The sequence below is a fragment of the Streptomyces sediminimaris genome, assembly GCF_047049295.1.
In the GTDB taxonomy this organism is placed as follows: Bacteria; Actinomycetota; Actinomycetes; order Streptomycetales; family Streptomycetaceae; genus Streptomyces; species Streptomyces sediminimaris.
In genome coordinates this window covers 7,430,252-7,442,489 of sequence record NZ_JBJWOT010000001.1, presented here as the reverse complement: position 1 = coordinate 7,442,489, position 12,238 = coordinate 7,430,252, and the positions used below count along the sequence as shown (strand labels likewise).

Below are 12,238 nucleotides of genomic sequence, written 5' to 3'. Positions count from 1 at the left end.
GCGGGTGAAAGGCGCTCGCGGCGCGACAGAGGGAGAGCACGATGCACACGTTCGACACCCCCGCCCCCGTCTCCGCCGTCGTGAGCGTCCCCGCCGGGCGCATCCAGTTCATCGCCGCCGACCGCGCCGACACCACCGTCGAGATCCTGCCCGCCACCCCCTCGCGGAGCCGCGACGTCAAGACCGCCGAGCAGACCACGGTCGCCTACGCGGACGGGGTCCTGCGGATCAGCACCGCCGGGTCCCGGAACCCGCTCACCGGCCCGTCCGGGTCGCTGGAGGTCACCGTCCGGCTGCCCGCGGGCTCCCGCGTCGAGGCCAGGACCGCCGGCTGCGAGCTGCGCGGCGTCGGCCGTCTGGGTGACATCTCCTTCGAGGGGGCGTACCGCCGGATCAAGATCGACGAGGCGGCGGGCGTCCGCCTCACCGCGACCGACGGCGACGTGGAGATCGGGCGCCTGGCCGGCCCCTCCGAGATCAGCACCGCGCGGGGCGACATCCGGATCACCGAGGCCGTGCGCGGCAAGGTCGTGCTCCGCACCGGGTCCGGCGACATCTCGGTCGGCGCCACCGCCGGCGTCTCGGCCGCCCTGGACGCCGACACCGCCCACGGCCGCATCAGCAACGCCCTGAAGAACGACGGCGGCACCGGGCTCGACATCCGCGCCACCACCTCGCGGGGCGACATCACCGCCCGCAGCCTCTGAACGGGCCCGGCCCGAACCGACGCAACCCGACCCGACGCAACCCGACCCGACGCAACCCGACCCGCCCAGGGGATCACATGACGAAGAACAGCCCTTCCTCGACCGACGCGACATGGACCGGCATGGTGCCGGTCGACGACACGGCACTGGCCGTCACCGACACCGGCGGCCCCGGTGTCCCCGTGCTGTACCTCAACGGGCAGTTCGCCACGCAGGGGTACTGGCGGCGGGTCGTCGCCGAACTGGGCACGGGATGGCGGCACATCACCTACGACGAGCGGGCCCGCGGCCGGAAGTCGGGGCGTTCGGCGGACTACTCCTTCGAGGCGGCCGTCCGCGATGTCGATGCCGTCCTCGCGGCCAGGGGCGCGGACCGGGCGCTGGTGGTGGGCTGGTCGTACGGGGCGTTCGTCGCGGCGCACTGGGTCGCCCGGAATCCGGAGCGCGCCGTGGGCGCGGTCCTGGTCGACGGCGCGTTCCCCTACGACTGGCTGGACGAGGCCATGGAGCAGCGGATCAGGAAACAGTTCCGGCGGTGGGGCCGGTTCATGCCGCTGCTGCGCCCGACGGGCCTGACACCGCGGATGGACGCCGGACAGATGGCGGACAGCAACATCGAACTCGGCAGGGTCTCCCGCGAGAGCGAGCTGGCTCCCGTACTGGACGCCATCGGTGTCCCCGCGCGGTACGTGGTCGCGTCGGGGACGTCCCTGGGCAGCCGCGGTGACGAGCAGGAACGGATACGCACCAGTCTCGGCGCGGTGACCGCCCGCAACCCGCACATCGAGGTGAGCGCGAAGGTCGGCAGCAACCACGGCGCGGTCCTGAAGAAGGACGCCCCGGCCATCGCGGCGGCGGTACGCGAGGTCGCCGCTCTCGCCACCCTCGGCGACTCCGGCGACTCCGGCACAAATCTCTCATAAATGTACAAAAAGGATGAATGGTGCTGCCTGCACGAGGAACACGGGCACGAACACACGCCACTCGAACGGAAGACACCCATGGTCATCCAACGCATGCATGAAATGGGCATCCGAAGCGAACACGCGTACACCGCCGCCATGGCATCCGTCGGGCTCTCCGTCGTCGCCTGGATGAGCTCGCTCAAGGCAGAGTCCGGCGCCGGCGTCGCTCGCGCCGACCGGTGGGGCATCTTCGTCGGCGAATGGGCCCCCACCTTCTTCGGCCTCGGCCTCGCCCTCTCCCACTACGAGCAGCAGGACGGGACTCTCACCGCCAGCGTCCACGACCTCCGCGAACACAAGAAGGCCGGCTGAGAGGACGCCGGTGTCGATGCCGCCGGGCCGGGTAACCGGAACGGCGCAGGCCCGGGAGGGGCCGTCGTACCTGGGGAGGTCGCGGCGGCCCCTCCCCTTGCACCCCGCACCATCACGCTGTGTAACGGGTGATCGCCCGCTGCAGTTCGATCCGCTCCGGCTCCGGCATGTCCGCGCCCATCGCGAACGCCATGACGTGCTCGGCGACGGTGCGCAGCTTCGTGTTGGTGCGCTGCGACACGTCGCGCAGTGCCCTCCATGCCTCCTCCGGGGAGATCCGTCCCAGAACGACGATCGCGCCGATGGCCCGGTCGACGGTGGCGTGCGAGGCTATCGCATGCCCCAACTGGGCACATTCCGCTTCGAGACGTTCGTTCTCCATCACCAGATCGGTGGCGGACAGGAGTGTCAGGGGTCGTGAACGAGAGATCGCGAAGAAAGCCATGATGTCGCCTCAGTGCAGGGTCCAGGCAGCGCGGACAGCATGTGTCGGTTCCCCACCAGCTTGTCCCATCCTCGGTGGCCACCGCAACGACTGCGTCGGAGCACCACCGCCACCGTCACCGTCCGCCATCGCCACCGCCACCGCCACCGCCACCGCCACCGCCATCCTCCGCCCCGTCATGCCCCGCCCCGTCGTCCGCCACCGCCGGTGGTCGGATCGGGGCGGCGCGCGGTGGCCTCGGCGGTCCGGCGGCCGGAGCCGGGATCTCAGAGGCGGCCCGGCTCCGGCCCTCGTCCTCCGGCCCGGTTCGAGGAGGGGACTCGACGGCCGGCAGGACATCCCGCGCGGGGCCCGGGGGGAATGAGCCGCTCACGCGTCACGACCGCCGTCAGCGCCGACTCGGACGGTGGCCGCGCCCGTGCGCCTACCCCGATCGCCGTGCGCCATGCCGCGGTGGGTGAAGACATGAGCACGGCTGAGCCGCACGGCCGGGCCTTCGGGGGCGACCTGTGACACGGCGGCCGCCACGCGGGGTTCGACGGTGCCCTCGGTGCCCCCGGGGCCGAAGGCGGCAGGTGGTCGGTCGCCCGGCGGACACCCCTCGGCCGACGGCGAGACCCGCCGGCCGCGGAACCCGCCCGGGCGGTACGGGGCACGCGCGGCGGCGCCGGCACGTCGTGTCCGACTCGCGTGCGCGATGTCATCGCCGGATCACCGGGCCGACTTCCCCCGGATAACCCGTACGGCCTCGGGGTACCCGGCCGCGCAGCACGGCCCGTCCCCCAGTCCGGTACGCGGTGACAGCAACGGAGAACAGATGAAGGCCCGCCGATCAGCAGCTCTGCCGGCTACCGCGCCGATCTGGGCGGATCCGAAACCCCCTCACATCCTCGGCGACCGCTACCGGTTGGGCGCCAGAGTCGGCTCGGGCGGCATGGCCGACGTCTACGAGGCGGTCGACACACGCCTCGGGCGGCCCGTGGCCGTCAAGCTCTTCCGGCCGGGCTCCGACCCGGAATCCGAGGACCGCCTCGCCGCGGAGGCCGTCCTCCTCGCCCGGCTGGAACACCCCGGACTGGTCACCGTCTACGACTCCGGACGCCACGACGACCGCGCCTACCTGGTCATGCAGTTGGTCGACGGCCCCACGTTGCGCGGCCTCCTGACGAGCGGAGCGCTGTCCCAGCGACGCGTGGCCGCCCTGGGCACCGCCCTCGCACGGGCGCTCGTGCACGTCCACCGGGCCGGCATCGTGCACCGCGACATCAAACCGTCGAACGTCCTGCTCGACCGGGCAGGCGCCCCCCACCTGGCGGACTTCGGCATCGCACGGCTGGCGGACGCCACGCGGCGGACGGCACCTGACGCACTGACAGGCACCGCCGCCTATCTGGCACCCGAGCAGGTCGAGGGAGGGCACGTCGGACCGCCCACCGACGTCTACGCTCTCGGCCTGGTGCTGCTGGAGTGCGTCAAAGGAGAACTCGAGTACCAGGGCACGTTGCTGGAGGCCGCCATCGCGCGTCTGCACCGGCCGCCCACGATCCCCGCCTGGCTCGCCCCCGGCCTGGCGAACCTGCTGCTGGCCATGACGGCCCGGGACCCCGAGGCGCGCCCGGACGCCGGGCAGTGCGCGGCGGTCCTCGCCTCCCTGGACCCGGACGCCGGGAGCGATCCGGCCTCGCCGCCGTTCTCCGCGTCCGCCGCGGCGTCCGCGGCCCCTGTCACCGCCCCCGAGGCCACGCGGACCAAGGAAGCGGCCGTCCGATCGCGCCTTCCGGCCGGCGTGCGGCACAACCGCCGCCTCGCCGTCGGAACCGCCCTGGCCGCACTCTCCGTCGCCCTGGGGACGACCCTCACCGTCGCCTCGGGCACCGGCGGACAGGACGGCAACCGTGCCGACGCGTCGTCGTCCGCCGCCCACCCGCCCTCCGGCACGGCGACTCCCAGGAGCGGACCCGGTTCCACCCCGTCGACCCGGCCCCACCGCGCCTCCGGCCCGCCGGCCGGATCCCGCACGCAGCCCACCGGCACGAACCGGGGCTCCTTCGAGGAGGCGGCCCTGGTGGGCCGGGAACCCGCAGGACACCGCGGCTCCGCACCCCATGGCCCGGCCGCACACCGGCCCCCGGGCAAGGACGACTCCGCGCACCCGACGTCACAGGGCACCGCGAGGCACCCCGCGAAGCCCGGCAAGCACGGCAAGCACGGGCATGGGCCGGGGCGGCACGGCCACGGCTGAGGCGCGGCGGCGCGCTGTGCACGAGCCGGCAGCGCGCCTCGCGACACCTCCGCCCCGGCCACCCGGCCGGATGCCCGCTCCCCCACGGCACGCCTGACACCTGCGGCTCCGGCGGCGGCCGGCTCGCGGACCCGGGATTTGACCCTCGACCTTGTGCAGGGCCCAGAGTTCCGGATGTGGAGAGCGAGATGCGCAGCATTGGTGAGATGGGCCGCGCCAGCGGGCTGGGGGTGAGTGCCCTGCGGTTCTACGACCGTACCGGTGTGCTGGTCCCCGCCCGGGTGGACCCGGTGAGCGGCTACCGCTGGTACAGCCCGGCCCAGCTCCAGGAGGCGCGGCTGCTGGCCCGGTTGCGCCGGGCCGGTATGTCGCTGGCGGACATCCGACTGGTCCTGGCCGGTTGGTCCAACGCGGACAAGGACCTGGTGAGTGAGCTGCTGCAGGCGCACTTGCGCCGTCTCGAACGCGAACTGTCCGACGCTCGTACCGAGTTCTCCGCGCTCCGGGAACTACTCACACACAGGGAGAACGCCTTGGCTTCCACTCGTACCACGACCCTCCGGCTCACCGTTCCGGCTCCTGAGCTGGCCGGCGCCCTGGACGCCGTCCGTTTCGCGGTCAGTGCCGATCCGGAGCTGCCGATGCTGGGCGGCGTCCTGTTCGACGTCGAGGGGGAGGTACTTCGCGTCGTGGCCACCGACCGGTACCGGATGGCTGTCGCGCACGTCGGTGCCGGCGGATCCGGCGGATCCGCCGCGCAGGCCATCGTGCCTGCCCCGCTGGCCGACGCGATGCGGGCGCTGCTGAGCGGTGAGGAGCCCGTACGGCTCGCCGTGGACGGTGATCGGGTGACGCTGGAGACGGCGGACGGACAGGCGTCGGGCCTGCGCCTCGACCACGACTTCCCCGATCACCGCCGCCTCGTCCGGTTGCCGGCCGGGCGGCGTGCGCTTGTCGACGCGGCCGTCCTCCGCGACGCGGTGGAGAGCGGTCCCGTCCGCGCGACCGAGGTGCGCGATCCGGACGGCGCCTCCTGCGACCTCAGCGTGCTGAAGGTGACAGAGGACGGCGCCGTGGCCGTCTGTGCCGACGGCGACGACGACCCGGACCAGGTGGCCGTCAACCGCGCGTTCCTGCTGGAGGCCCTCGCGGCCGGAGGCCGGGAGGAACTGATCCTCGAGTTCGGCGTCCCGACGGCTCCCATCGCGATCCGCCGGCCGGACGACGAGGGGACGTTCTCGCTGCTGATGCCGGTGCGCCTGGAGCCTTGAACCGCTGTCGGCACGCCCCGAGGGCCGAGCTGGCGCAGGCCCGCCCGGAGCACCGCCGGCCTGACTGGGCGTCGCCGGGCCGCGGCCGGCGGCCATGTACCGGTGGCGGTCACCCGACGGCGATCCCGAGGCAGAAGAACGGCAGGAAGCCCGCGAACAGCACCGCCACCTCCACCGGCCCGGTGTCCTGCTCGTGGGCCTCCCGCAGCAGTTCCTCGAACACCAGATACATGATCACGCTGGCGCCCGCCCCCAGCACCCCGGTCGCCAGGCCCGCGGGGGCGCGCGCCACGGCCCAGCCCAGCGCGCCGCCCGCGACGATGCCGGCCCCCGTCACGGCCGCGGCCGTGACGGTGCGGGAGCGCGGCCAGTCCAGCCGCGTCGCGGCGGTGGTGCCCAGCAGGAACATCTCCGGTGCCAGGGCCAGCGCGAACAGCAGCCCGGTGCCCGGGCCCAGGGCCGCGGACAGGCCGATCAGCACACCGTCGACCAGCACGTCGGTCAGCACGGTCACCACCAGGCTGCCCGCACCCCGCCGGCCGCCCTGCGGCTCCTCGGGCGCCCACCGGCGCACGGCCAGCATGCCCGCCAGCCCCACGAGCAGCCCCAGGACGGTGAACAGCAGCTGGTCGGAGCGCCGCTCCAGCTTGGCCAGCACGTCGATGACCAGACCGGCGAACACCGTCCCGGCCGCGGCATGCTGCACCAGGCTGCGGGCCGTGGCGCCCAGCGCGCGCGAGGTGGCGTACGCGGCACCGGCCGTCACCGACACACCGCCGATGGCGGCGTAGCCGACCGAGGTGGCCAGGCCAGAACTCACGAGCCGCGCCTCTCCGGTGGGTGGGCAGCAACGACGCGGGGCCCGGAACGGGCCCACGTCCGAAGTACCGGGGTTCCCGGGCCGGGGCAGCGTCACTCCCGCCCGGCTCCGGACAGGCCCCGGCGGCCGCGACGGCCCGCACGACGGCGGATCGCGCCCGCCTCCCGGCGCGGCGACCCGGCAGCGCGGTCAGCGCGGCAGCCGGTAGGCGCCGCGGAGCAGGCGTTCGAAGAGGCGCTGCGGCAGCAGGGTCTTCGACCGGGGCACCCAGAAGCCCTCCCGGCCCGCGCCGTAGCGGCCCCTCGGCCTGCGGTCCGTGGCGGCTTTCCAGATCACCTCGGCCGCCACGCGGGGGTCCTGTCCCCTGGCCATGGCACGGTGCAGGGTGCGGTGGGCGCTCTCCCGCGGCCCGTCGTAGTCGGCGATCACCGCTCCGGCCGTTTTGGCGGCGTTCAGCACGTCCGTGGTGAACGCCCCCGGTTCCACCAGGACGACGCCGACGCCCAGGTGCCACACCTCCTGCCGGAGCGCCTCCGAATACCGCGCCAGGGCGGCTTTCGAGGCGGCGTAGAAGCCCTCACCCGGCTCCCCCACCCACGCGGCCAGTGAACCGACGTTGACGATGCGGCCGCTGCGCCTCTCGCGCATGCCCGGGAGCACCGCGTTCGTGACCCGGACCGTGCCGAAGAAGTTCGTCGCGAACGCCGTCTCCGCCTCGTCCGGCGTGGTCTCCTCGGCGAATCCCTCGAGCATGACACCGGCGTTGTTCACCAGGATGTCGATGCCGCCCGCCCGTGCCCGCACCTCCTCGACGCACTGCCGGACGGAGTCCTCACGGCGCACGTCGAGCCGCAGCATCTCCACGCCGGCGTCGTCGGGGCGGGCGCTTCGGGACGTGCCGAAGACCCGGGCGCCGCGCTCCGCGAACAACCGGGCCGCGGCCCGGCCGATCCCGGACGATGCACCCGTGACCAGGACGGTCCGTGCGCCCCGCCGCATCTCGGTCATCGATCGCCTCCCCGGCCGTCCGGAACGGTCGCCCGGCCCGTGCGCGCGGCATCCTGCCTCTCCGTGCCACGGCCCGCCCCGGGGCCCAGCCCCCGTATAGGGGCCGGAGGGCGGCCTGGGGATCGACCTTGGCATACTGCAAAGATGGCAGTCAAAGCCCCCCGTACCCGCACCCTCCTGGCGGCGTCCCTGTCCGTGGCTCTCGCCGCTCTGACGGCAGGCTGCACGAGCGGACCTTCCTCCCCTTCCGCGCCTTCCGCGTCCGCCGGCAGCCCGGCCGTCCCCGGCCGCATCCACGTGCAGGTCGCCGACGTCGACCTGACGATCACCGACGCCGTCGCGCACCTGGATCACTCGGGTGACGGCTCGCTCAGCATGGCCGTGCGCAATGACGACGGCGTTCCCGAGCACCTCGCCATGGTCTCCACCCCGGACGGCGGCCGGGGCCGGCTGACCGGCGCGAAGTCGGCCGAGGGCAACGGCTCCCTGTCCACCGCCGGGATCCTGCTGCGGGACGGCACCACCGTCACCTTCGGCGCCGGGGGACCGCGCGTCCTGCTGCACCACGTGCAGGGGGTCACCGCCAGGCACACCCTGCCGGTGGCCCTGCAGTTCGGTGTGGCCGGACTCGTCCGCTTCCAGGCACGGGTCGCCTCGTCCTGACGCCCGGCCCGGGCGCCCGGTGTCGCCGCGCCGGTGGGGACCGGCTGCCGCGGAAGGCCGGGACGGTGAGCGCCGCGGCGCACGCGTCCGTACGTATCCCTGACGCATGTACCGGGGACGCGGAGAGGCGACGTGAGACGACAGCTCGACAGCGGCAGGCGCACGGTCCACTCACTCCTGGTGGTGGTCGCCGTGCTTGCCGTCGCCCTCCTCCAGGGTGCGGCTCCCGCGTCCGCGCACGCGGTGCTGACCGGCAGCGACCCCCATGAGGGCAGCGTGCTGAAGACCGCGCCGAAGCGCGTCACCGTGACCTTCGACGAGTCGGTCTCGCTGGTCGAGGACTCCCTGCGGGTGCTCGACCCGGACAACCGCCCGGTGGCGGAAGGCGATCCGCGGCACGTGGGCGGCCGCGGGAACACCGCAGGCGTGCCGCTGGCGAGCGGCCTGAAGCACGGTACGTACACCGTGTCCTGGCGGGTGGTCTCGGCGGACAGCCACGCCGTGTCCGGCGCCTTCACCTTCTCGGTCGGCGAGCCGTCCAGGACCGTGGCCACCGCCGCTCCCCCGCCGGCCGTGGACCGCGCCGTGGGCGCGCTGTACGGCGTCGGGCGCTACGTCGCCTACGCCGGGCTGGCGCTGCTGATCGGCCTCGCCGTGTTCGTCCTGGCCTGCTGGCGCTCGCCCGTGGCCGCGCGCGTGGTGCGCGGACCGTTCCTGGTGGGCTGGTGGTCGCTGTGCGTGTCGACCCTCGCGCTGGTGCTGCTGCGCGGCCCGTACGACAGCGGCGGTGGGCTCGGCGGTGTCCTCGACCCCGGTGCGCTGCGCCACACGGCCGGCAGCCGGCCGGGGCTCGCGCTGCTGGCCCGGCTGGCGCTGCTGGTGGCGGTGGCGGCGGTGGTGCGCGGACGGCGGGCGGAGCAGGTGCGCGGCCGGCCCGCGCTCCTGGCCGGTGGCGCTCTCGCAGCCGGGCTGGCCGCCACCTGGGCGGCGGCGGAGCACGCCTCCGTCGGCATCCAGGTGCCCGTGGCGATGGCCTCCTCCATGCTGCACCTGCTGGCCATGGCGGTGTGGCTGGGCGGCCTGGCCGCGCTGCTGCTCGCCCTGTACCGGGCCCCCGCGGAGGAACCGCTGCCGCCCGCCGCCGTCGGCCGCTTCTCGCGCATCGCCCTGGCCTCGGTGGCGGTGCTGGCCGTCACCGGCGTCTACCAGTCCTGGCGCGGGCTCGGCTCCCTGGACGCGTTCGCCACGACGTACGGCAGGATCCTCGTCTTCAAGGTCTGGGCCGTGCTGGCGATGCTGGCGGCGGCCTCGTACTCCCGGCGCTGGACGGGCGCGCTGCTGAAGGCTCCGGCGCAGGAGCGGGTGCTGGTGGGCGCCGGGGCGGGCGGGGCTCCGCCCGCCGACCCCGGGGACGGCAGCGGCGCGGACGGCTCCGGGGAGCGGGCGCGGCGCCGCGGTCTGCGCCGGTCCGTGCTGGCCGAGGTGGCGGTCGGCGTGCTGGTGCTGGTCCTGACGACGGTGCTGACCGGCACCGGGACGGGCCGGGCCGCCGCGTCGGCGTCCGCCGCGCCGGTGGCCGGGCAGCCCGAGGTGTCCCTGACCCTGATCCCGTACGACACCGGCAAGAAGACCCTCTCCGGGCGCGGCAAGGTGCAGATCACCCTCGAACCGGGCCGGGTGGGCCGCAACGTGGTGGAGGCGATCGTCTACGGCGCCGACGGCAGCCCGGTCTCCGTCCCCGAACTGCGGCTGAGCTTCACCCTCGCGGGCCGGCACGTCGGCCCGCTGGACGCGCGGCTCGTCGACGAGCGCGGCTACTGGGGCAGCGACACCCTCGATCTCCCGATCGCCGGGACCTGGACGATCGGCGCCACCGTCAGGGTGTCCGAGATCGACCAGGTCACCGTGTCGAGGACGGTGCGGATCGGCCGCTGAGGGGGCGACGCCGGTGCGGGCGGCACGCCCCGGTCCCTCACCACCGGGGCCCCGCGCGGCCCGGCCCGGCCACGGCACCGGGGAAGGCGGCCTCCAGGGCCTGGGCGCGGTCTGTGTAGCCCGTGATGCGGGTGACGAGGCCGTCGGTGACGTCGAACACGTGGTACACGACGCTGTCCGGGTCGGCGGGGGGCACCGGACCGTGGACGCGCAGGCCGAGGACGACGGCCGCGGGGTAGGTGAAGGTCTCCTCCACGGTGGCCCACAGGCCGAGGGCGCGCAGCCGGGCGCAGCGGCTGAGGACGTGGGAGCGGGTGTGGCAGCCTGTGCCGCTGCCGGCCCAGGGCGGGTGCCAGCACACGTTCGGGTGCAGGACGTCGGCGAGCGAAGGACAGTCGGCGGTGTGCAGGGCCTGGCGCAGCCGAGCGGTCACGGCACCGGAACCGGGCCGGGAATCTGATCGCATCTGGGCCTCTCGAGCGTGCGGGGCTTTTCGGTGCCCCGCCGTTTCCGTCCGCGGGCTCGCGGGCGGGGCGCCGCCACGTGCCCCCTCTCAGGCGGACCGGACGGGGACGGTGGCGAGCTGTCCGAGGGACGGGCGCTGTCTCCCGGTCGGTGAGACGCCGGCGAGACGGCCGGCGCCCGGCAGCCCGGCGAACCGCAGGGCCGTGCGGCGCACTCGCAGACGCCGGGCGGTTTCCGGGACGAACCAGCGGGCCGTTCTGCGGGCGGCTCGCTGCCGGTCCCTGACGACCGGCCGCCACAGGCGTTCGTAGCCGCGCAGCGCGTCCTCGACGCGGCGGGCGCCGGCGAGCTGGTCGGCCAGTACGTAGGCACCGGCGACGGCCAGCGAGGCGCCCTGTCCGGCGAGCAGGGAGACGGCCTGGCAGGCATCGCCGACCAGCACGACCCGGCCACGGCTCCAGGACGGCAGGTCGGTCTGGGCGACCTGGTCGTAGTAGACCTGGGAGGACGGCGGACAGGCCGCCAGTGCGCGGGGGACGAGCCAGCCCAGGGAGCCGTACTCGCGACGCAGCGCGTCCCGCGGGTCCTCGGGGCGGCGGGGATCGGCGCTGCGGTGGACGGCGAAGGCGGCGACCCTGCCGTCGCGCAGGGCGTAGAGGCCCATCTGCCGGTCGACGGTGTCGGTGAGGCAGAAACGGTCGCCCAGTTCCGCGTGGACCTGCGGATCGTCGAAGGTGAACGCGGCGGTCTGGTAACCGAGGTAGCGCAGGCACCGCTGTTCCTCGCCGAAGACCATGGCCCGCACCGTGGAGTGGAGGCCGTCGGCTCCGACGAGGAGGTCGGCGTCGAGCGTGGTGCCGTCGGTGAGGGTGACGCGGATGCCGGAGGCGCCCGGGTCGACGCGTGCCGGACCGGTGCCGAAGCGGAGGCCGACGGCGAGGGAGAGCCGTTCGCGCAGGGCGAGTTCCAGGTCGGGCCGCATGATGCTCAGCAGGCGGCCGTTCAGGGGGCGGGCGAGGCGGTCGTAGGGGAGCCGGGCGCGGCACCGGCCGTGCTCGTCCAGGAAGGCCGCCTCGGAGACGGGATGGCTGAGCTCCTCCAGCCAGGGCAGCACACCCATGGCCTCGGCGGCGTCATAGCCCGGGCCGAAGAAGTCGATCATGTAGCCCTGGGTGCGGGGCCGCGGGGCCTTCTCCAGGACCACGACCTCCCAGCCGAGCACGTTGTGCAGGCGGCCGGCCAACGCCAGTCCCGCGATACCGGCCCCGCAAATCACTGCTCTCATCGGTGTCCATCGCCTCTTCCCCTCCCCGAGCGTTCCCTGCTCTATACTTTTGCACTATGCAAAGCTGAGGTGTCAAGGAGGCCCAGGACCGGCGCCGCCGCAGCTTCCTCCTTCGCCGCG

12 protein-coding genes are annotated in these 12,238 nt (G+C 74.3%); 7 read left to right on the top strand and 5 right to left on the bottom strand.

The window, feature by feature from the left end:
* Positions 1 to 41: 41 nt before the first annotated feature.
* From ACJ9NR_RS34090 to ACJ9NR_RS34080, 3 genes are all read left to right on the top strand, one after another.
* The gene (locus ACJ9NR_RS34090) at positions 42 to 707 is read left to right on the top strand and encodes a DUF4097 family beta strand repeat-containing protein (protein WP_412490818.1); all 666 of its coding nucleotides are present in this window, start codon (positions 42 to 44) and stop codon (positions 705 to 707) included.
* A 77-nt stretch (positions 708 to 784) separates the two neighbouring features.
* On the top strand, positions 785 to 1,630 hold the full coding sequence (locus tag ACJ9NR_RS34085) for an alpha/beta fold hydrolase (RefSeq protein ID WP_412490819.1): 846 nt from the start codon (positions 785 to 787) through the stop codon (positions 1,628 to 1,630).
* A 78-nt stretch (positions 1,631 to 1,708) separates the two neighbouring features.
* Positions 1,709 to 1,984 (top strand): hypothetical protein, encoded by a 276-nt coding sequence (locus ACJ9NR_RS34080; protein ID WP_412490820.1) that lies wholly within the window; start codon positions 1,709 to 1,711, stop codon positions 1,982 to 1,984.
* 112 nt (positions 1,985 to 2,096) lie between these two features.
* Here the strand turns inward: ACJ9NR_RS34080 and ACJ9NR_RS34075 are convergent, their stop codons facing one another.
* Entirely contained in the window at positions 2,097 to 2,429 is a 333-nt protein-coding gene (locus ACJ9NR_RS34075) for an ANTAR domain-containing protein (protein ID WP_412490821.1), read from the bottom strand.
* Between the two features lie 817 nt (positions 2,430 to 3,246).
* Between ACJ9NR_RS34075 and ACJ9NR_RS34070 the strand changes: the two genes are divergently transcribed.
* Positions 3,247 to 4,671 carry a serine/threonine-protein kinase gene (locus ACJ9NR_RS34070; RefSeq protein ID WP_412490822.1) on the top strand — a complete coding sequence of 475 codons (1,425 nt, stop codon included), beginning with the start codon at positions 3,247 to 3,249 and terminating at the stop codon, positions 4,669 to 4,671.
* A 188-nt stretch (positions 4,672 to 4,859) separates the two neighbouring features.
* Positions 4,860 to 5,942 (top strand): DNA polymerase III subunit beta family protein, encoded by a 1,083-nt coding sequence (locus ACJ9NR_RS34065; protein WP_412490823.1) that lies wholly within the window; start codon positions 4,860 to 4,862, stop codon positions 5,940 to 5,942.
* A 109-nt stretch (positions 5,943 to 6,051) separates the two neighbouring features.
* Here ACJ9NR_RS34065 and ACJ9NR_RS34060 read toward each other — a convergent pair whose 3' ends face one another.
* Positions 6,052 to 6,762, bottom strand: coding sequence for a ZIP family metal transporter (locus tag ACJ9NR_RS34060; RefSeq protein ID WP_412490824.1), 711 nt, complete (start codon positions 6,760 to 6,762; stop codon positions 6,052 to 6,054).
* A gap of 189 nt (positions 6,763 to 6,951) precedes the next feature.
* A complete protein-coding gene (locus ACJ9NR_RS34055) occupies positions 6,952 to 7,770 on the bottom strand; it encodes an SDR family NAD(P)-dependent oxidoreductase (RefSeq protein ID WP_412490825.1) in 819 nt (272 codons plus the stop codon).
* A 144-nt stretch (positions 7,771 to 7,914) separates the two neighbouring features.
* Here ACJ9NR_RS34055 and ACJ9NR_RS34050 point away from each other — a divergent pair, with 144 nt between their 5' ends.
* On the top strand, positions 7,915 to 8,433 hold the full coding sequence (locus tag ACJ9NR_RS34050; protein ID WP_412490826.1) for a hypothetical protein: 519 nt from the start codon (positions 7,915 to 7,917) through the stop codon (positions 8,431 to 8,433).
* Positions 8,434 to 8,565: 132 nt separating this feature from the next.
* Positions 8,566 to 10,368, top strand: a complete 1,803-nt coding sequence (locus ACJ9NR_RS34045) for a copper resistance CopC/CopD family protein (RefSeq protein ID WP_412490827.1) — start codon at positions 8,566 to 8,568, stop codon at positions 10,366 to 10,368.
* A 37-nt stretch (positions 10,369 to 10,405) separates the two neighbouring features.
* On the opposite strand, the gene ACJ9NR_RS34040 is transcribed toward ACJ9NR_RS34045, so the two are convergent.
* Positions 10,406 to 10,834 carry a nuclear transport factor 2 family protein gene (locus tag ACJ9NR_RS34040; protein WP_412490828.1) on the bottom strand — a complete coding sequence of 143 codons (429 nt, stop codon included), beginning with the start codon at positions 10,832 to 10,834 and terminating at the stop codon, positions 10,406 to 10,408.
* An 87-nt stretch (positions 10,835 to 10,921) separates the two neighbouring features.
* Positions 10,922 to 12,118: an FAD-dependent monooxygenase gene (locus ACJ9NR_RS34035; RefSeq protein WP_412490829.1), complete on the bottom strand. Its 1,197-nt coding sequence runs from the start codon at positions 12,116 to 12,118 to the stop codon at positions 10,922 to 10,924.
* Positions 12,119 to 12,238: the final 120 nt, after the last annotated feature.